The organism is Exiguobacterium sp. s11 (genome assembly GCF_018619015.1).
GTDB lineage: Bacteria > Bacillota > Bacilli > Exiguobacteriales > Exiguobacteriaceae > Exiguobacterium_A > Exiguobacterium_A indicum.
In genome coordinates, this window is record NZ_JACSNF010000001.1 from 539,357 (window position 1) to 559,839 (window position 20,483).

General features: G+C 45.0%; 22 protein-coding genes. All 22 read right to left on the reverse strand.

Annotated elements, in window-relative coordinates:
• Positions 1 to 6: 6 nt before the first annotated feature.
• Positions 7 to 558 (reverse strand): MotE family protein, encoded by a 552-nt coding sequence (locus tag KNQ12_RS03120; RefSeq protein ID WP_214746312.1) that lies wholly within the window; start codon positions 556 to 558, stop codon positions 7 to 9.
• Entirely contained in the window at positions 555 to 989 is a 435-nt protein-coding gene (locus KNQ12_RS03125) for a flagellar export protein FliJ (RefSeq protein WP_023468717.1), read from the reverse strand. The genes KNQ12_RS03120 and KNQ12_RS03125 overlap by 4 nt, the downstream gene beginning before the upstream one ends.
• 11 nt (positions 990 to 1,000) lie before the next feature.
• Complete coding sequence (gene fliI / locus KNQ12_RS03130) at positions 1,001 to 2,314, reverse strand: flagellar protein export ATPase FliI (RefSeq protein WP_035396772.1); 1,314 nt, start codon at positions 2,312 to 2,314, stop codon at positions 1,001 to 1,003.
• Positions 2,307 to 3,032 carry a FliH/SctL family protein gene (locus KNQ12_RS03135; RefSeq protein ID WP_023468719.1) on the reverse strand — a complete coding sequence of 242 codons (726 nt, stop codon included), beginning with the start codon at positions 3,030 to 3,032 and terminating at the stop codon, positions 2,307 to 2,309. The genes fliI and KNQ12_RS03135 overlap by 8 nt, the downstream gene beginning before the upstream one ends.
• Positions 3,025 to 4,032: a flagellar motor switch protein FliG gene (fliG, locus tag KNQ12_RS03140; protein WP_023468720.1), complete on the reverse strand. Its 1,008-nt coding sequence runs from the start codon at positions 4,030 to 4,032 to the stop codon at positions 3,025 to 3,027. The genes KNQ12_RS03135 and fliG overlap by 8 nt, the downstream gene beginning before the upstream one ends.
• Before the next feature lie 4 nt (positions 4,033 to 4,036).
• Positions 4,037 to 5,608, reverse strand: a complete 1,572-nt coding sequence (fliF, locus tag KNQ12_RS03145) for a flagellar basal-body MS-ring/collar protein FliF (RefSeq protein WP_023468721.1) — start codon at positions 5,606 to 5,608, stop codon at positions 4,037 to 4,039.
• Between the two features lie 28 nt (positions 5,609 to 5,636).
• Complete coding sequence (gene fliE / locus KNQ12_RS03150) at positions 5,637 to 5,924, reverse strand: flagellar hook-basal body complex protein FliE (RefSeq protein WP_035396905.1); 288 nt, start codon at positions 5,922 to 5,924, stop codon at positions 5,637 to 5,639.
• 23 nt (positions 5,925 to 5,947) lie between these two features.
• Entirely contained in the window at positions 5,948 to 6,346 is a 399-nt protein-coding gene (flgC, locus tag KNQ12_RS03155; protein WP_023468723.1) for a flagellar basal body rod protein FlgC, read from the reverse strand.
• Positions 6,347 to 6,348: 2 nt separating this feature from the next.
• A complete protein-coding gene (flgB, locus tag KNQ12_RS03160; protein ID WP_023468724.1) occupies positions 6,349 to 6,711 on the reverse strand; it encodes a flagellar basal body rod protein FlgB in 363 nt (120 codons plus the stop codon).
• A 605-nt stretch (positions 6,712 to 7,316) separates the two neighbouring features.
• Entirely contained in the window at positions 7,317 to 8,096 is a 780-nt protein-coding gene (gene codY, locus KNQ12_RS03165; RefSeq protein WP_023468725.1) for a GTP-sensing pleiotropic transcriptional regulator CodY, read from the reverse strand.
• 16 nt (positions 8,097 to 8,112) lie between these two features.
• The gene (hslU, locus tag KNQ12_RS03170) at positions 8,113 to 9,486 is read right to left on the reverse strand and encodes an ATP-dependent protease ATPase subunit HslU (protein WP_023468726.1); all 1,374 of its coding nucleotides are present in this window, start codon (positions 9,484 to 9,486) and stop codon (positions 8,113 to 8,115) included.
• Positions 9,479 to 10,030: an ATP-dependent protease subunit HslV gene (gene hslV / locus KNQ12_RS03175; RefSeq protein ID WP_023468727.1), complete on the reverse strand. Its 552-nt coding sequence runs from the start codon at positions 10,028 to 10,030 to the stop codon at positions 9,479 to 9,481. Before hslV ends, hslU begins: the two co-directional genes overlap by 8 nt.
• Positions 10,031 to 10,044: 14 nt before the next feature.
• Entirely contained in the window at positions 10,045 to 10,923 is an 879-nt protein-coding gene (locus tag KNQ12_RS03180; RefSeq protein ID WP_214746315.1) for a tyrosine recombinase XerC, read from the reverse strand.
• Positions 10,924 to 11,095: 172 nt separating this feature from the next.
• A complete protein-coding gene (trmFO, locus tag KNQ12_RS03185) occupies positions 11,096 to 12,400 on the reverse strand; it encodes an FADH(2)-oxidizing methylenetetrahydrofolate--tRNA-(uracil(54)-C(5))-methyltransferase TrmFO (protein ID WP_023468729.1) in 1,305 nt (434 codons plus the stop codon).
• A 3-nt stretch (positions 12,401 to 12,403) separates the two neighbouring features.
• On the reverse strand, positions 12,404 to 14,500 hold the full coding sequence (topA, locus tag KNQ12_RS03190; protein WP_029342082.1) for a type I DNA topoisomerase: 2,097 nt from the start codon (positions 14,498 to 14,500) through the stop codon (positions 12,404 to 12,406).
• A gap of 47 nt (positions 14,501 to 14,547) precedes the next feature.
• Positions 14,548 to 15,375, reverse strand: a complete 828-nt coding sequence (gene dprA / locus KNQ12_RS03195) for a DNA-processing protein DprA (RefSeq protein WP_214746318.1) — start codon at positions 15,373 to 15,375, stop codon at positions 14,548 to 14,550.
• An 83-nt stretch (positions 15,376 to 15,458) separates the two neighbouring features.
• Positions 15,459 to 16,376: a succinate--CoA ligase subunit alpha gene (sucD, locus tag KNQ12_RS03200; protein ID WP_214746321.1), complete on the reverse strand. Its 918-nt coding sequence runs from the start codon at positions 16,374 to 16,376 to the stop codon at positions 15,459 to 15,461.
• A 13-nt stretch (positions 16,377 to 16,389) separates the two neighbouring features.
• Positions 16,390 to 17,550 carry an ADP-forming succinate--CoA ligase subunit beta gene (gene sucC / locus KNQ12_RS03205; protein ID WP_023468732.1) on the reverse strand — a complete coding sequence of 387 codons (1,161 nt, stop codon included), beginning with the start codon at positions 17,548 to 17,550 and terminating at the stop codon, positions 16,390 to 16,392.
• Positions 17,551 to 17,637: 87 nt separating this feature from the next.
• The gene (locus KNQ12_RS03210) at positions 17,638 to 17,898 is read right to left on the reverse strand and encodes an EscU/YscU/HrcU family type III secretion system export apparatus switch protein (protein WP_023468733.1); all 261 of its coding nucleotides are present in this window, start codon (positions 17,896 to 17,898) and stop codon (positions 17,638 to 17,640) included.
• Positions 17,895 to 18,761 carry a flagellar hook-length control protein FliK gene (locus tag KNQ12_RS03215; RefSeq protein ID WP_214746324.1) on the reverse strand — a complete coding sequence of 289 codons (867 nt, stop codon included), beginning with the start codon at positions 18,759 to 18,761 and terminating at the stop codon, positions 17,895 to 17,897. The genes KNQ12_RS03210 and KNQ12_RS03215 overlap by 4 nt, the downstream gene beginning before the upstream one ends.
• A gap of 12 nt (positions 18,762 to 18,773) precedes the next feature.
• Positions 18,774 to 19,526, reverse strand: a complete 753-nt coding sequence (locus tag KNQ12_RS03220) for a ribonuclease HII (RefSeq protein ID WP_214746327.1) — start codon at positions 19,524 to 19,526, stop codon at positions 18,774 to 18,776.
• 51 nt (positions 19,527 to 19,577) lie between these two features.
• On the reverse strand, positions 19,578 to 20,441 hold the full coding sequence (gene ylqF / locus KNQ12_RS03225) for a ribosome biogenesis GTPase YlqF (protein ID WP_035396901.1): 864 nt from the start codon (positions 20,439 to 20,441) through the stop codon (positions 19,578 to 19,580).
• Positions 20,442 to 20,483: the final 42 nt, after the last annotated feature.

Sequence of the window (20,483 nt, forward strand, 5' to 3'; positions counted from 1 at the left end):
TCACCTCTATTCCGAAGCTAATAATTGAGTTAATGCTGCTGCTTTTTTGGCATCCATTTTGGCAATGATTGCAGCTTGCTGTTCTGCATCGATGTTTTCAATGATCGAAACCACTTCAGTTGGGCTGAGCTCATTAAAGATTAATGCTGCTTCTTTAGGTGACATTTCTGCATATACATCAGATACTGGTGTTTTCTTAGTTTTCTTCTCACTCGTAGAAGTAGTTGAAGCAGCAGGAGCTGATGCTTTTTTTAACTGATCCCGTTCTGAGATTAGTTTCGTGATTTCTTGTTCTTTCACTTGCAACGTTTGCTTTTGTTCTTCTTTTTCATTGCGTAATTTCTTAATTTCGTTGTTTGCTACTTTTAAACGTTTGACCAACTCTTGGTCATTAGAGGTAGCAGTAGATTTTGCTGTTTTTTCTGTATCGAACGGTAAAGATAATAATGGTCTTCCGTTCGCATAATTCAACACGAAGTATGCTGTCAGCAAGATGATGATAAACGGGATGATCACTAATGGTAATATCCACTGCTTTGACGTCTTTTGTTCACTCATATCGTTTGACCTCTTTTAAAATGTAGAAGAGATAGCTCATCTAGTTGATTTTGTTCTACTATTGCAAGTTCTCGTCGTACTTCAATAAAATGATTTTCTTGTAGTTTGGTGAATTTTTTTTCTTCGATCATGGCTTCTTTTAATGCCAATTGCGCTTTTTCATAAACGTTCTTAGCTTGCGTGACGAACAACTGTTGTCTCTCGATTTGTTGCTTCACTACATCCCTGGCTCTTTCACGATATTGTGAATCAACCAACTCAATCCGTCCGATTTGATCCTGTTCTTTCAAAAACGTTTCGTACCGGACCAACAGTTGATACAGCTTCTGCATTTCCTCTTCATAACGCATCTTTTTTTCAGCTGTTTCTTTTGAGACTCGATCCTTTTCCGCTTCAGCGAGCGGAATGATTCGTTCATATATCGTTCGCATGTCCGCTCCCCTTATGGAATAATCTGAAATAGTCTTTCAATTGCGGCATCTAAGTCACTCACTTCATGGACAGACTGTTTTAGAAATTCGATGAGTTGTGGATAGATTTGAATGGCCCGATCGATTTCTGGATTTGTTCCGCTTTTATACGCTCCAATGTTAATCAAATCTTCCGCATCTAAATAAGTAGAGAGAAGCTGACGAAAAACGATGGCCTTTTGTTTATGCTCTTCTGAAGTGATTTGATTCATGACACGACTGATGGAGCGTAATACATGAATCGCAGGATATTGTCCTTTGTTCGCTAAATTCCGATCCAGTACAAAGTGACCATCCAAAATTCCGCGTACAGCATCTGCAATCGGTTCATTCATATCATCCCCATCAACCAAGACGGTATAGAATGCTGTGATCGAGCCTTTTTCAGTCTTACCGCTTCGCTCCAAAAGTTGTGGGAGTAGCGCAAAGACACTTGGTGTATATCCTTTTGAAGCGGGAGGTTCACCTGTCGCTAGTCCGATTTCACGTTGTGCCATTGCAAATCGTGTAACGGAGTCCATCATCAGGACGACATTTTTCCCTTGATCCCGAAAGTACTCAGCAATCGCTGTTGCAGTGTAAGCACCTTTAAGTCGTACAAGGGGCGATTGATCACTCGTTGCTACAACGATGATCGACCGACTCATCCCTTCCTCACCTAACTCCGCTTCGATAAACTCTTTGACTTCACGTCCACGCTCTCCAATTAAAGCAATCACGTTGATATCCGCTGTTGACCGTTTCGCAATCATTCCTAAAAGTGTGGACTTTCCGACGCCTGATCCTGCAAATAACCCAACACGCTGTCCTTCACCTACTGTTAATAACGTATCAATTGCTCGTATCCCAGTTGAGAGTACTTCGCTAATACGTGGGCGACTAAGCGGACTTGGTGGCTTTCTAACAATGGATGTTGTTTTTAAATGCTCTAGGTTTTCACCGTCTAATGGTCTGCCTAGTCCATCTAACACTTGACCTATCAACTCTTCGCCTACAGGAACGTGTAACGGTTTACCTGAAGCAACAACGATGGACCCTGGAGCGATTGCTGTCGTTTCACCATAAGGCATAAGTAGAACATGCCCCTCTTTAAAGCCAACGACCTCTGCTTCAATTTCATGGTGTGCGTTCAATTGAATAAAACAGCGTTCTCCTATTGATACAGCAGTAGGTCCTCTCGATTCGATCATCAAACCAATAACTTGGACCACTTTACCTGAATGTCGCAGCAGATCATCAAATTTAATGTCTTGAATCGCTTCTTGCAAATGTTGAACTTTATACATCCGTCAACACCTCAAAAATCTTTTTCTCAAGATGTTTAAAACTGGAGTGTAACCCACCCGTAATCGCTCCATTTTCAGAATCGATTCTAAAATCACGTGGTGACAATTCTGGATCTAACCGGAGTTGGACACTGACTGTCGCTCCGAGAATAGATTGGATCTTATCTTCCATCATGACTAAGCGTTCAAAATCTTGAGGTGATGCATAGACAAATAATTTCTCGCGATCTCTAAACTGAATCAATAGTTTATGAATCATCTTATACAATGTCTCTTCATCGGAATCTAATAGATTTTCTAGAAATAAATGTGTCGTTTGAAGAGCAGCTACACATAGATCATGTTCCATCATCATAAGTTTCTCTTGAAAACGTTGCTCTAATTTCTCACTTAACGCATTTAAGTCAGACATTGCCTTATCATATGTTGCGAAGCCGCTTGATTGTCCTTCAACAAACCCTGCTTCATACCCTTGCAGCGTTGCCGCCTCGAGCGTTCTTAATTTTTCTTCTTCCAATTGCGCTAGTCTTGATTCGTGTTCTTCCATCAAACGCTTTTCTAAAAGTGTCAATTGATTCTGACGTTCTAACCATTCTTCTTCATAGGAAATCGTAACGAGATTACTGTCATGATCAACGTTTTCAGACGATGCTACTGGCTGATGAATCAAACGCTGCGATTTAGACAAGACACTCTGCCGCTTAATGACGTTAGACAACGATATCATCTCCTCCACCGCGTGCGACGACGATCTCACCCATATCTTCTAAACGACGAATGATACCGACAATTCGACTTTGTGCTTCTTCGACATCGCGTAATCGAACAGGACCCATGAACTCCATATCTTCTTTGAACGACTCGACCATCCGCTGAGACATATTTCGATACACCATGTCTTTGACATCATCAGATGATACTTTCAATGCTAAAAGAAGATCCTCATTTGAAACTTCACGAATGATACGTTGAATTGCACGTGCATCCAATGTGACAATATCCTCAAATACGAACATCCGCTTTTTAATTTCCTCAGCGAGTTCAGGATCTTGAATTTCAAGCGTATCCAAAATCGTTCGTTCTGTCGTTCGGTCAACTCCATTCAACACTTGAACCACTGCTTCAATCCCGCCTGACTGAGCATAGTCTTGCATTCCTGCTTGAGACAGGTTACGTTCTAAAATCAACTCAACTTCACTAATGATTTCCGGATTCATTCGATCCATCGTAGCAATTCGTCTCGCTACATCCGACTGTGCCTCTGCCGGAAGTTCAGAAAGGATTTGTCCTGACTTCGCTGGATCCAAATGAGCAAGGACTAGAGCAATCGTTTGCGGATGTTCATTTTGAATAAAATTCAATAATTGTTTTGAATCTGCTTTTCGTGCAAACTCGAAAGGACGTACTTGAAGTGTTGATGTGAGGCGATGAATCAATTCCATCGCCTTTTCTTCACCAACAGCTTTTTCTAATACGGATTTCGCAAAACCGATACCACCTTGCGTGATATAGTTCTGTGCCATTGCTAAATCATGAAATTCATCCAGAACACCTGCTTTATCTTCAGGGTCAATTCGTTTCATGCTTGAGATTTGTAACGTCAACCATTCCATCTCTTCTTCACTTAGATGCTTATATACGTTCGCCGCGACTTCTGGACCTAATGAAATCATTAGGACGGCAGCCTTTTCACGACTATTCATCTCTAATTTCTTCATAGGATCAATCCTCCGCTAACCAAGTTCTAAGCAGTTTTGCAAATTCGTCTGGATTTGACGCTGCTAATTTTTCTAGTTGTTTTCGTTTTTGTGCTTCATTGCTATTATCTTCAGTCGATAACTCAGGGATTTCTGTTTCGATCGGTGTCCATTCCTCTAAGCTTTCCTCTTCTTCTTTTTTACGTTTACGAACCATGAAGAAAATCATGCCTATGATGACTAAAGCTGCTGCACCTAATGCAAACCAAACCCACATCGGAATTGTTTCTGAAGTAGCGGTCTGTTTAGTTGTCGTGTTAGCAAATGGTCGAGACATGACAACTACTTTATTTGTCAGTTCCGCATCTGTTAACGTCGTTTTAGCATCTTGTTTTGTAATGGACGTACGAATGATAGAATACATCATCGTCTGTAAGTCCGTTTGTAACTGCGGATCAATTTGTGTCTGACCCTTTGGTGGTTCTACTATGATTTGAATACCTAAGTCACGAATTTCATATGGTGCCCCAGAAATCTGTTTCGTGATTCGATTTACTTCATAGTTAATAATATCGTGTGTTTTTTCACTCGTATCTCCAGCTTCACCATTTCCTGTCGGGAAATTGATTGTTTCATTTTCGCCAGTCCCAGCAGTTCCTTGATTCGCTGCACCAGTGTATGCTTCAGCTACTTTTTCAGCAGATGTGACGATTCCTTCGATTTTATCTGGATCTACTGGCTCTACTAATTTTTGTTCTTCCTGACGTTTCGTAACATCTACGTCCGCTGTGACCGATACGAGTGCTTTTTGCGGTCCAAGAACAACAGAAAGCATTTGTTGAATCTGTTTCCGTAAATCGTTCTCTGTTGCTTTTTTAAGTGCCATCGGATCTGTTCCACCTGCTGTTTGCGTCGCATTGCCCGGTTCATAGTACGTGAAGTACTGATCCATGATCGTAATGTTTTCTTCTTTAAGATTTGGAATACTTTTAGCAATCAAATGATACAGACCTTGAACCGTTTGATTATTCAAGTTACTACCTGCGCTAGAGGTCAATACGACCGATACTGTTGAAGATTCTTTCTCATCCGATAAAAAGACACTCTTTTCTGGGAGCGTAATCATGACTTTAGCTGACTCGATTCCATTGACTTGTGTAATCAAGTTTTCGAGTTCCGTCTGCATCGTGTCGCGTTCCAAGATGTTCATTTCTTTATCCGTCGTTCCGAAACCCGCGTTTTCACTAAAGAAGGAATAATCAATTTGACCAGACTTTGGAATACCAGCTGTTGCTAATTCGACTTTCAAATTCTCAACATTCGCCTCTGGAACAAGAATGGTCACGCCATTAGCTTCACTAACAACTTCAGACTGAATACCGTCCTCGTTTAGTTTTTCCGTCACTTGTCCGGCTTCTTGTGGTGATAATTTTGAATAAAGGGGTGTCATCGTTGGTTTAGATAACCAGAGAATAGCGACGATCAACGCTGCTAAAACGACGATAATACTTCCAAGAATCATCGCCTTTTTAGCGAGTGACCATGATTTCCACGTTGTATTAATGGTGTTCCATCTTGCTTTTAATCCTTCGTTCATTCAACATCTCCCACGCTTTCCTTAACATTCACAGTTGCATACGCATCATTTCTTGGTATGCTTCGATGCCCTTATTACGGACCTCAATGGCGAGTTGCATAGAGAGAGATGCTTCTTCTGTTTTAATCATAATATTATGTAAATCTGTTGACTTTCCCGTCGCCAAATCTACTCGTGCTTGAGATGAAGCGCTTTGTGTCGCATTTAATCCATTCATTGCTTGACTTAACACTTCGCTAAAGTCACTTGGTGTTGTTTTAGGAGTCATTTGATTTTGAAGAATGGGTTGTAATCCCTGAATTGCTTGAATTGCCATGGTCATTCATCATCCCTTCATTCTTACTTACCGATCTCCATCGCTTTAACAAGCATTGCTTTCGTCGCGTTAAGAGCTGTCACGTTTGCTTCATAAGATCGTGTCGCGCCCATCATATCGACCATTTCTTTTAAAATGTCGACATTCGGCATTTTGACGTATCCAAGCTCGTCTGCATCCGGATGACTTGGGTTGTATTCTAATTTAAAAGGCTCTTCATCTTTTCGAAGTTCGCTAACCGTTACACCGTTAGCCGTTTCCTTAAGCACTGCTAATTTACGAGCGTAGGGTTGCCATTGACCATCTACAAGTTCTCCCCGTGTCGTTTGAGCATTTGCAATATTTGCTGAAACCGTATCAAGCCGGAGACGTTGTGCAGTTAACCCTGATGCAGAAGTATGAAATCCACCGAACATACTCACTTTTATCTGCCTCCTCTAATTACTGATTGGATTCCTGAAAATTTCCGATTCAGCTGTTCTACTAATGCCTCATACTCGATTTGATTGCGTGATAATTCAGACATCTCAAAATCAATATCGACACCATTTCCATCGTTACGCATAGAAGTCGATTGCTCAACGATCGAACCTTGCGCATCAATTTGAGCATGACGCTTTAGACTCATTTTCATTTGAGAGTCTAGTACATCCGAAAACACTAAACGTTGTGCTTTGTATCCAGGTGTATCAACATTCGCAATATTTTTAGATATTACTTTTTGAGAATCTACAGTACGATTGACTGCTTTAGTGAGTAAAGAATAATCGGAACCTAACCAATCCATTTATCCGCCCTCCATGTATGAATAGTTTGGAATTGAAGAATATTAAAACTAGTAAGTCATTAGTAACATATCTGAAATAATTGAAACAAATAGGTCAATGTTTGAAAAGGATAAATTTTAAAAAAAGGGTAATGAGATGTTCATTTTTCACCTTTAATTAACATTTTGTTCAAAAATGATAAATATTACCTATGCATCTACGAATAGAAAAAAGTTTAATTAATAAAAATGGACTAATTTATGATTTACAGAAAATGTCTAAACTAAGATTTAAAATATTTCATTCATGAGCAACAGAATTGATTATACATCTAATACAGAATGAAAAAAACACCAAATTGTAATTTCTTTGAATAAATATAAAAATAGTTCCTTCTCTTTTAACTTTTTTATCCACCCCTTTTCTTGGTATTTTTCATTGATACTCTACGATAACCATTTAAAGAAGAATGGATCTGCATTGCTTCTTCTATCACCTGATGGATGTTTGTAAGAAATCGTCTTTAACAAAAAAAAGCGATTCTTCTCACATTGAAGAAGAATCGCTTATCTAATACAGACGTTAAAAACGATTAACGAAAAATACGCTGTATCTCATTATTTTTTTAGTTCGATTTAATACGCTCTAACTCATAAAGGAAATTGTCGTTCAAAATTTTAATGTAAGTTCCTTTCATTCCAAGTGAACGCGACTCGATGACGCCTGCACTTTCGAGTTTACGCAGTGCGTTGACAATGACAGAACGCGTGATACCGACGCGATCGGCAATCTTGGAAGCGACGAGTAGTCCTTCATTTCCTTCCAGCTCCTCGAAGATATGTTCAATCGCTTCAAGTTCTGAATAAGACAACGAATTGATCGCCATCTGAACGACCGCTTTCTTCCGTGCTTTATCTTCCGCCTCATGTGCCTTCTCACGAAGGATTTCCATCCCGACGACTGTCGCACCATACTCTGCAAGCACGAGGTCTTCTTCGTTGAAGTCTTCCACCATACGACCGAGAACCAGCGTACCAAGGCGTTCGCCACCACCGATGATCGGTACGATCGTCGTTTTCGACGTTTCGAACGTATCACGGTTGTCGACTGGGAATGCCGTATGTTCACTATCGATGGCAATGTTTGCTGTCGTTTCCGTGACGTTAAATAACTTTTTCGTGTAATCTTCCGGGAATTGACGTTCTTCTAAGAAACCACGGACCCGGTCATTTTCGATTTGTTGCTTGATTGCGATACCTAGTAACTTACCGCGCCGACTTACGATGAATGTGTTCGATTCCATGACTTCGCTGAGTCGATCAGCCATGACCTTGAAATCAACATGTGTGCTCGCTTCTTGTTGTAACATCGTATTCAGCTTCCGCGTTTTCGCCAATAAATTCATTTTTTCTTCCTCCACTTTATAAGATGAACTGACTTAAGTCTCGATCATCTGCTACTTTTCCAACTCGTTCCGTCACGTATTGTGGCGTGATCGTCACATCCGTCTCCGGCATGTCTGCTGCTTCGAAGGATAATTCTTCAAGGACGCGCTCCATGATCGTATACAAGCGTCGTGCTCCAATATTATCCGTCTCATCGTTTACCTGTGCAGCAATCCGCGCGATTTCACGAATGGCTTCTTCTGTAAAGGTGACATGAACGTGCTCTGCCCCTAATAATGCTTTATATTGTTTGAGTAATGCTTGATTCGGTTCAGTTAAAATCTTAACAAAGTCATCTTCTGTCAAACTATCGAGTTCGACACGAATTGGGAAACGACCTTGGAGTTCAGGAATCAGATCAGATGGTTTTGCCATATGGAATGCACCCGCAGCGATGAACAAGATGTGATCCGTCTTGACTGGACCATATTTCGTAACGATCGTCGATCCTTCAACGATCGGTAAGATGTCTCGTTGAACACCCTCTCGTGAAACACCAGCTGAATCATGTCCTTTTGTCGCGATCTTATCGATCTCATCGACGAAGATGATCCCCATCTGTTCTGCGCGACGAACCGCTTCGTCATGGACTTCGTTCAAGTCGAGCAACCGCTCCGCTTCTTCCGCCGTCAGGATTGGTCGTGCTTCCTTGACTGTGAGCTGACGCTTCTTCGTTTTCTTCGGCATGACTTGTCCGAGCATATCCTGAAGATTCGCGAGCCCCTCCATGCCTTGTTGCCCAGAGAATAAATCCACTTGGCGTTCTTCAACATCGACCTCAATCATGCGATCCTCAAGTTGCCCTGTCAGTAATTGCTGACGAAGTAACGAACGGTCGGCTGTCGCTTCCGATGTATCCGGCTCTTGTTGCTTCTGGTTCCCTCCAAACAACATCTCAAACGGATTCGTTCCACCACCGAGACCAGATGACGCTTTTTTACCAGATAACGCATCGACGATTCGTTCGTTCGCCACTGCTTCCGCTCGATCTTTGAGCGCTTCTTTTTTCTCATCTTTGACAAGACGTAGAGACGCTTCCACAAGATCCCGCACCATTGACTCCACATCACGACCGACGTACCCTACTTCCGTGAACTTCGTCGCTTCGATTTTGACGAACGGCGCACGGACGAGTTTCGCGAGGCGTCGCGCAATTTCAGTCTTTCCGACTCCGGTCGGTCCGATCATCAGGATATTCTTCGGTGTGACTTCATCCCGCATCGATGCATCGAGTAATTGTCGACGGTACCGATTACGTAAAGCAATCGCCACCGCACGTTTAGCATCCGCTTGTCCGATGACATGTTCATTTAACTTCTCGACGATTTGTCTTGGCGTCAATTCATGCATGGTCATTGCCTCCGATCGTTTCTAGGATGATTTGATCGTTCGTAAAGACACAGAGTTCACCAGCCGTCTCAAGCGCTGCGCGGGCGATCTCCTCTGCTGTGAGATGACTTGCATGTCGAGCTAACGCGCGACCTGCTGCAAGCGCATAATTACCACCTGAACCGATTGCGAGAATGCCGTCATCCGGTTCGATGACTTCCCCGTTTCCGGATACAAGTAAGAGATGTGTTCCATCCATGACAAGTAAGAGTGCTTCAAGTTGACGCAACATCTTATCGCCTCGCCATTCCTTCGCCAGCTCAACTGCTGCCCGTTGTAAGTTCCCGTTATACATTTCAAGCTTCGCTTCGAATTTTTCAAAGAGTGTGAACGCGTCCGCGACACTTCCAGCAAATCCGGCAATGACTTTGCCACCATAGAGGCGCCGTACTTTTTTCGCACTTTTCTTCATGATGACTTGGTTTCCGAAAGTCACCTGTCCGTCTCCGCTCATCGCGGATTGTCCGTTATGTTGAATCGCAAAAATCGTCGTTGCATGAAACATCAATGTTTCCTCCCTTAGGCACGAGGATGTGCTTGTTGATAAACATGTCGTAATCGTTCCGTCGTTACGTGTGTATACTGACCGGTCGTCGACAGCGATGCGTGTCCAAGTAACTCCTGGACCGCTCGCAAATCGGCGCCTCTTTCCAGTAAATCTGTCGCGAAACTATGACGAAGCGCATGTGGTGTCACATGTTTCCCAACGAGTTGTTCCCCTTTTTTCATGATTTTCCGAATCGCATCCGTCGTCAATCGACGCCCTGAATGAGACAAGAACAACGCTTGCTCATGACCTGCGACTGGATCTCGTGATGGTAAGTACAGTTCTAATGCATCTTTAGCAAAGGTTCCGATCGGTGCGATGCGTTCCTTCCCACCTTTTCCATACACATGGACGTAGGAGTGATCAGTCGCGAGATCACGAAGATCCAGTTGAACGACCTCGCTGACCCGCATACCCGTCGCATATAAAAGTTCTACTAACGCCACATTCCGGTTGCCAAGCGTATCACTCGATCGAAAGACATCGAGGAAACGTTCATATTCCGTTGGGACGAGGAATGTCGGAAGTCCTTGTTGTCGTTTTGGTGCTTTTAATCCATCGAAGGGATTAGGCTCATCGGTGTCACGTGTCAAAAAACGACCAAATTGTTTGAGGCAGGAAACTTTTTGTGCAATCGTCGCCCGCGCCAGCTCCTGATCGTAAAGAGCATACAAATAACGCCGTGCACTTGCCAATTCAATCGATCGTAACTGATGATCGCGGCAAAAAGCGGCGTATTGTCGAAGTGTTTGATCATAAGAGCGACCTGTATTCGGAGATAATTGACGTTCAATATGAACATACCGCATGAAATCTTCTAGCAGTCGCTCAAAAGCAGTGTCTATCCCCATGAATGCGCCCCCTTCTGACCATTTCATTCTCGAATCGCCCTTAGCATAGCACAGACCAAGTAGTCTGACAATAGACCAAAAACCGAAAAATTAACGAAATTATCACGCTTTTATGACAAATTAAGAAATGGGGAGAAAGAGCGCTAAATCACGCCTTTCTCCCCATCAAAAATCACATATCCGTGAAATCTTTGATTGCTTCAAGTGCTCGCTCTGCGTAGAGCGCATACTTCTCAGGTTTTTTCATCCGAACCGGATGACCGACGAGTGCTGGTACCAATCCGAAGTTGGCATTCATTGGCTGGAAGTTCTTCCCTTCCGTCGTCGTGATATAATGCGACATCGCACCCATCATCGTTTCCTGCGGGAACGTAACCGGTTCCGCCTCATTGACGAGACGTGCCGCATTGATTCCTGCCGTCAAACCGGACGCTGCTGACTCGACGTACCCTTCGACACCTGTCATTTGACCAGCAAAGAACAAGTCGTCACGTGTACGTGTCTGATACGTTGGTTTCAATAAATTCGGTGAGTTGACGAACGTGTTACGGTGCATGACACCATAACGGACGATTTCTGCATTCTCAAGACCAGGAATCAAGCGAATGATCCGCTTTTGTTCGCCCCATTTCAAATGTGTCTGGAAGCCGACAAGGTTGAACAATGTTCCAGCTGAGTTATCCTGACGCAATTGAACGACAGCATATGGTCGTTTGCCTGTCTTCGGATCTTCAAGTCCAACTGGCTTCATCGGTCCAAACAAGAGTGTTTTCGGTCCGCGTGAAGCGAGAACTTCAAATGGCATACAGCCCTCGAAGTAAATCTCTTTTTCAAATTCCTTCAATGGAACGACTTCCGCATTGATCAGCTCATCATAGAAGAGCTGGAATTCTTCTTCCGTCATTGGACAATTCAAGTAGGCAGCTTCGCCTTTATCATATCGTGATTTCAGGTAAACCTTCTCACGATCGATCGTGTCTCCATCGAGAATCGGTGCCGCTGCATCGAAGAAGTATAGGTAATCTTCACCTGTGAATTGTTTAAGTGATTCCGATAATGCCGCACTCGTCAACGGACCCGTCGCGACGATCGTCGGACCATCTGGAATCGCTTCGATTTCTTCATGATGGACGGTAACGTTCGGGTGGTTTTTCAACGTTTCCGTCACATATCCTGCGAAGTCGTGCCGATCGACAGCAAGTGCTCCACCTGCTGGAACGCTCGCTAAGTCTGCTGCTTTCATGATCAAGGAATCGAGCTGACGCATCTCTTCCTTTAAGACACCAACTGCGTTCGTTAACTGGTTCGCTCGAAGTGAGTTCGAACAGACGAGTTCAGCGAATTGGTCTGTATGGTGCGCGGGTGTCTGTTTGACAGGCCGCATTTCATATAAATCTACTTGAACGCCGCGTTTTGCAAGTTGCCATGCTGCTTCAGAACCTGCAAGTCCCGCGCCGATTACCGTTACACGTTTCAACGGTCATTCCTCCTCTTGCTCCTGATCGATGCGTGTTTCATGATGTCCACAAGATGTACATTCTACTTTCACACCGTTCTTGATTTTCTTTTGTACCATCATACTACTACATACCGGACATGGTTCTTCGACCGGTTTATCCCATGAGACGAACTCACACTCCGGATAGTTCGAACAACCGTAGAACAAACGTCCTTTTTTACTACGACGTTCGACGATGTCGCCCGTTCCACATGTCGGACACTTCACACCGATCTCGACTTGGATCGGTTTCGTATTACGACACTCTGGGAAGTTCGAGCACGCCATGAACTTGCCATAACGTCCCATCTTGATGACCATCGGGTGACCACAGACTTCACAATCTTCTCCAGCCGGTTCATCTTTGATTTCAATCTTCTCGATTTCTGCTTCTGCTCGTGTCAGACGCTTTGCAAAGGACTTATAGATTGGATCGACGACTTCCGTCCACTGCATGTCACCTTTTTCGATCGCATCGAGTAAAGCTTCCATGTCTGCCGTGAACTGGACAGTGATGAACTCTTGGAAATAGTCGCTGATCATATCGATGACGAGTTCACCGAGTTCCGTTGGTAAGAATTTCTTCTCTTCAAGCGTCACGTAACCCCGTTTTTGAATCGTATCGAGCGTCGGCGCATACGTCGACGGACGACCGATACCGAGCTCTTCCATCGCCCGGACAAGACGTGCTTCCGTATACCGTGGTGGTGGTTGTGTGAAGTGTTGTTTCGGTTCGATTGCTGATTGTTTCAACTCTTCCCCTTCATCGAGTGGAGGAAGTAGTCCTTCCTTGACGTCTGAAACCGCCTCATCGTCCGTATCTTCGATGTAGACCTTCATGAAGCCCGGGAATTTAACGGTCGACCCGTTCGCACGGAATGTGACATCATTTGATACGAGATCAATCTTGACGGTATCGAGAATCGCCGGTGCCATCTGGCTTGCGACGAATCGTTCCCAAATTAGTTTGTATAAGCGGAACTGATCACGCGATAAATACGATTTGACGAGTTGCGGCTCGCGCATCGTTGAAGTCGGACGAACCGCTTCGTGTGCATCTTGTGAGTTCGCTGATTTCTTTTCTTTACGTTTCTCGCTTGCGATGTATTCTTTTCCGTACGCCTGCTCAATGAACCCGTGTGCTTCGAGGTTCGCCGAATCTGACGTCCGTGTCGAATCGGTACGCATATACGTGATTAAACCGACTGTACCTTCTTTTCCAATTTCGATTCCTTCGTATAGCTGTTGTGCAATCATCATCGTCTTCTTCGCTCGGAAGTTCAGCTTACGTGCTGCTTCCTGTTGCAAAGAACTCGTCGTAAACGGTAACGCCGGATTCCGTTTCCGCTCTTTTTTCGTGACGGAATCAACTGTGAAGTCTTCTGAGAGTTGATTCAAGATTTGATCGACTTCTTCTTGCGAATGAAGTTCACGCTTCTTGCCATCGACTCCGTAGAAGTTCGCTTCGAGCTTTTCACCGTTTGCATCGAGTTCGAGTTTGATCGTCCAGTATTCTTCAGGCATGAACGCATTGATTTCTTGTTCACGATCGATGATCATCTTGACGGCAACGGATTGAACGCGTCCCGCAGATAACCCTTTTTTAATCTTCTTCCATAATAACGGACTCATGCTGTAACCGACAAGGCGGTCCAAGATACGACGGGCTTGCTGCGCATCGACAAGATCATAGTTGAGCTTGCGTGGTCGCTTGAACGAATCCTTGATGGCATCTTTCGTGATTTCATTGAAGACGACGCGGCACTCCGTTGATTCATCAACGCCTAATGCTTTAGCTAAATGCCATGCGATCGCTTCCCCTTCACGGTCGGGGTCGGCTGCGAGATAGATTTTTTGTGCTTTTTTCGCAGCTGTCTTGAGTTCTTTTAAGACCGGACCTTTACCACGGATCGTGATATATTTCGGTTCATAGTCATGTTCGACGTCGACTCCCATTTGGCTTTTCGGCAAGTCAATGACGTGCCCCATCGACGCTTTCACGGTATAGTTGGATCCGAGATAACGTTTAATGGTTTTTGCCTTAGCGGGTGACTCGACGATTACTAGATATTTTGCCATTGCAATCGCTCCCTATTAGAGGCGTACTCGTATTTTAATCTCACTTATCATAGTAGTCTCGATTCCCATTTGTCAACGTTCAGCCGAATACTTTTTGAAACTTCTTCCGGATCAAGGAGTGGAATCGCTCCTTCTGCGATCAATTGATTCGTTCCGGAAAAGAACGATTCAGTTGGACAACCCGGCAAACAATAGACATCTTTTCCTTGGTCAAGCGCGTGACTGGCAGTATTCATCGTACCGCTTCGTTTCGCCGCTTCGACGATGATCAATGATGAAGACAATCCAGCAATGATTCGATTCCGTTCTAGAAATTGAAATTTTTGAATAGGAGTTCCGAGTGGATATTCAGAGAGAAGAAGACCGTGTGAGAAGATACGTTCAAAAAGAGTAGCATGGGAAGTAGGATATAGACGATCAAGTCCTCCTGCGAGAACCGCGATCGTTGTCTGCTGATGTTTTAAGGACAAGCGATGGACGAGGGCATCGATACCATAGGCACCTCCGGAAACGGTGGCGAGATCTGGATGAAAGAAGGGTTGCAAGAAACGCATACGGGAAAGATGGTGCGGTGAGGGGGTTCGACTACCGATGATACTGACGCGTGGAAGTGTTAGGCGGGACGGATCACCGCGGTAAAAGAGGGCATAGACCGGTTGAGGGATCGTCAGTAACACAGTCGGAAACAGTGGATCTCCTTTGACTAGAATCGACTCTTCGATCCAATCAAGCTGTAATGCTTGTTCATACCGTTTTCGAAGACGCGTCGAAACGGGTAATTCATGACTGGGAACGATTCCGAATTGCTCAATCAATCGGACGATCGTGTACGGTACCTGACACATGGCGAAGCGGACATACAGTTCACGTTTCATGAGATCAGCGCTCCTTATTTAAGCTTCTTATTTATATAGAAGAAAGCCGTCCTGATTTGTTCAGGACAGCTTCTTTTTTTGATTTATTTGACTGTGCTGTTCGTCACGCACTCGTCATAGATCCCTGCTTCTTTGATGACACGGATTAACGTCTCACCAATGACAGCTGGTGTTTCTGCCACTTCGATTCCGTTTGCACGGAGTGTCTTGATTTTTTCAGCAGCTGTTCCTTTACCGCCAGAGATGATCGCACCTGCGTGACCCATCCGTTTGCCGGCAGGAGCTGTTTGACCACCGATGAAACCAATGACTGGTTTCGTCATGTTCGCTTTGACCCACTCAGCCGCTTCTTCTTCAGCTGTTCCACCGATTTCCCCTAACATGATGACGGCTTTTGTTTCTGGATCTTCGTTGAATGCTTTGAGCGTATCGATGAAGTCCGTTCCATTGACCGGGTCGCCCCCGATACCAACAGCTGTCGATTGACCGATACCAGCAGTCGTCAATTGATGGACAGCTTCATACGTCAAAGTCCCAGAACGTGAGACGATACCGACATGACCTGGTGTATGGATGTATCCTGGCATGATACCAAGTTTCGCGACACCTGGAGTGATAACGCCCGGGCAGTTCGGTCCGATGAGACGAACTGGTTTGCCTTCGAGGTAACGTTTTACTTTGACCATATCAAGAACTGGAATACCTTCCGTGATACAGATGATCAACGCGATGTTCGCATCTGCTGCTTCCATGATTGCATCCGCTGCGAATGCTGGTGGTACGTAGATGATCGATGCGTTCGCACCCGTTTTTTCGACCGCTTGTGCGACCGTATCAAAGACAGGAACACCACCGAGTACTTCCGTACCGCCTTTTCCTGGTGTGACACCGCCTACGAGTTTTGTGCCGTAGTCGATCATCTGTTCACCGTGGAACATCCCTTGGTTACCAGTAATCCCTTGAATAATGACTTTCGTCGATTCGTTCACCCAAATACTCATCTTTAGCTCCCCCTTACTTCACGAGCGCAGCGATTTTTTCTGCGCCGTCTGCCATTGATGTAGCTGCTGTAATCGCTAGACCTGAATCTTTGAGAATTTGTTTCCCTGCATCAACGTTCGTACCTTCAAGACGAACGACGAGTGGCAATTCGAGACCGACTTCTTTTGTCGCCGCAACGATACCTTCTGCGATGACGTCACATTTCATGATTCCACCGAAGATGTTGACGAAAATCCCTTTGACGTTCTCATCCGATAAGATCAGTTTGAAGGCTTCTGTTACTTTTTCCTTCGTCGCACCACCACCGACATCGAGGAAGTTCGCAGGATCACCACTGAAGTGTTTGATGATATCCATCGTTGCCATGGCAAGACCAGCACCATTGACGAGACAACCGATGTTTCCATCGAGTGCGATGTAGTTCAAATCACTCTTTGATGCTTCGACTTCGCGTGGATCTTCTTCTGTTTCATCACGTAACGCCACGATGTCCGCATGACGATACAATGCATTTGAGTCGAAGTTCAACTTCGCATCCAGTGCGAGGACTTCGCCATCCTTCGTCGTAACGAGTGGGTTGATTTCTGCGATCGAACAATCCTTGTCGACGAAGAAGTTGTAGAGTTTCGTGACCATGCCGACGAACTTGTTGACGAGCTTCACAGGAACACCCATTGCGAACGCAAGTTTACGCGCTTGGAATCCTTGAAGACCAACTGCAGGATCGACGACTTCTTTGATGATTTTTTCTGGTGTCGCTTCCGCTACCTCTTCGATGTCCATACCACCTTCGCTTGATCCCATGATGACGACACGTCCTGTCACACGATCAAGTACGATTCCAAGATAGTATTCTTTGTCAATCGCACAACCTTCTTCGACGAGAAGACGTTGAACGACTTTTCCTTCTGGACCTGTTTGGTGCGTGACGAGCGTTTTGCCGAGTAACTCCGTCGCATATTCTTTCACTTCTTCTTGCGATTTCGCAAGCTTGACGCCACCTGCTTTACCGCGTCCCCCCGCGTGAATTTGAGCTTTGACGACTTTAATCGGGCCTGACAATTGTTCTGATGCATCGACCGCCTCTTCGACGGTGAAGGCTGCGATTCCGTTCGGTACGGGTACACCGTACGAACGAAGTAATTCTTTTGCCTGATACTCATGTACATTCATGAAAAAATCCCCCTTAACCCCTTTAGTTTCGGCTCTTTCATTGTAGTTAAAATTGGAAGCGCTGTCTATCGTTATCGACCGAAAGCTTTATTTTTTCAGAATTTCATCTTGATCGAGACGATATAAAAAGGCAAATAACTCGGCAATGACACCGTATAATTCTTCCGGAATCTGTTCTGACACTTGAACAGCATCTAGTAACGTCATCAACGTTTCGTCCTGCCGGATCGGAATATCATGTTTTAATGCCTCTTCTAAAATCCGTTCTGCGATGTGTTCCGATCCCTTAGCAACGACTTTTGGGGCATGCATCTGTTCTTCGTATGATAGAGCTATTGCTTTTTTCATATATGAAGATCCACCCTTCCGTTACGCGTTGAGATATCATGCGGTACGCGCTCTTTCGTCTGTTCGACCCAATCGAATCGTGTCAATGCATAGCCTTGTTCCTCAAGACGAGTCTGAATTTGCGATGTGTAGGCTTGCATGAACGTATTGACGTGCGCATTTGGATGAAAGACGGAAATCGAAACATTCCGGTCTGCGATCAAGACGTCGACAGCGACCTCACCGAGCGTCGGTAATTGAAGATACAAGACGACACGGGCATGATTTGGATCAAACGTCCGTTCGAACGGTGCTTCCATCATGAGATCAACATTTTCGAATGGTCCAAATTGAGGTAATTGAAATAAATAGACTCCTTTCCCTGCTTCGTTCGTTGCTTGGACGAGTTGTTGCGCTAAAATCTGATCACTCGTCTTTCGATCAAGCGTTCGACCTGTCTCGTCACCCTTTGCCAGTTGAACGAGTTCGGTAAGGGCGTGTTTTAACTGCTTCGCTTCTCCTTCTGTTACCGGTTGACCAATTTGCCTTAGGAGTTCCCGTGTTTCGGCAGTCGGTACCGTCTGGCGTTGTAAAAAGGAGTCGAGTAACTGGGGGAGAGCCGACTTTTGCGGAACAGACTCGGTCGAGATGATTTTTAAAACTGGTTGTCCCTCTGCTGAAACGACTTGAAAGCGATACATGTTCCCTTCTTTTAGTTCAGCTGTCGTCCCTGCCGTCAAGACGCGTTGACCGACTTGGAGTTCCATTAATCCGTCGGGTAACAGCTTTAAAACTTTACCGACGATGTTTGCGCCTTCCCGTAACGGTAGGTTCGCATGATCGATGATTTTAAATGGTAATAAGGCACGATGTTCGATTTGCATGATCGTTTCCTCCTAGAGGCGTTCTTTGACAGGGCGGAATGTTTTTCGATGAATCGGTGTGACGCCCAGTGTATCGAGCGCTTGTAAATGTATGGGTGTTCCGTAACCTGCGTGTGTTTCAAATCCGTACCCCGGATATTTGATCGCATATTGTTCCATCATCGCATCTCGTGTCTCTTTCGCAACGACACTTGCAGCAGCAATGGAGACACTTCGCGCATCTCCTTTGATAAGAGAGAGTTGTGGTGTATCGTCGTCGAGTGTCATCGCATCGACAAGTAAGGCATCCGGTCGTAATTGGTATACTGCGTCTTGCATCGCCCGTTTCGACGCCTGATAGATATTGATTTCGTCGATTTCAGCCGGTTCGATGATGCCGATCGCAATCTCAGCAACTTCTTGCAAATGCTTCAGTGCCGCTTGCCGCTGTACTTTACTCATCTGTTTTGAATCCGTTAGTCCTGGATGATAGAATCCGTCTGGTAAGATGACCGCTGCTGCGACGACTGGACCAGCTAGTGGACCTCGCCCGACTTCGTCCACTCCTGCAATTCGAACGTATCCTTGCTGACGATACTCGTCTTCAAACGCGAGTCGTTCCTTGAAATCGATCCGTTGCTGCTCTTCGTGCGCAAATCGTCGTTCTGTCTGACGAAACAGTGTATGCACCCCTTTTCGCGTATCTGACGCCAGTTCCTGCTTTAACTGAATAAATTCTTCTAGTGTTGCTTTTTGTAATCGTTCTTTTAATTCTGCTATCTTCATACATCCTGCTCCTTTGAAAAAAACTTGGACATCAAAAGATGTCCAAGTCCGTTATGCATGCGTTTCCCATTCTTCAACCGTTTCAAGCGTCACTCGACCGAGCTTTTCCGTTCGTAGTTCATGCAAGAGCATTTCGCTCGTCCGCTCGAAATCGACATAGCCACCTGAGACGAAACCACGTTTTTTACCGATTGCTTCAAGTACATCAACCGCTTCTCCCGATACTTCGTCGAGTCGATAGCGCTCACGCAACTGCTCCGGATACCGTGTCTTTAGCTCACGAAGGGCAAATAGCGCGATATCGTCGATGTTTAAGATGTCATCCTTGATCGCTCCTGTCGCTGCTAACCGATATCCGACGACTTGATCGTCGAACTTCGGCCAGAGGATACCTGGTGTATCAAGTAATTCCATCTCACCTGTCTTCATCTTGATCCACTGCTGGCGTTTCGTCACACCTGGACGGTCACCCGTGATAGCGATATTTCGGCCAGCAAGTCGATTGATGAGCGTCGATTTCCCGACGTTCGGAATGCCGATGATCAAGGCACGGATTGCACTTGGGTTCCGCCCTTTCTCCCGCATCCGTGCGTGTTTTTCTTTCATTAGTCGTAAAGCACCCTCATGGATTTGATTCAATCCTTTATTGTGCTTCGCGTCAACCGCAACGACATCAACACCATCTGCTCGTAATGCCTGCATCCATTGCTCCGTCACTCGTTTATCCGCCATATCCGCCTTGTTGAGGACAATCAGTCGCGGCTTACCTGCCGTGATCTGTTCGACCATCGGGTTACGGCTCGACATCGGAAGACGGGCATCGACGAGTTCGATCACCACATCGATCAACTTTAGTTTTTCTGTGACTTCCCGACGTGCTTTGGCCATGTGACCGGGGAACCATTGAATCGTCATATCCTTCACCTCGTTCATATATTCCTGGACTTCTTGCTGATC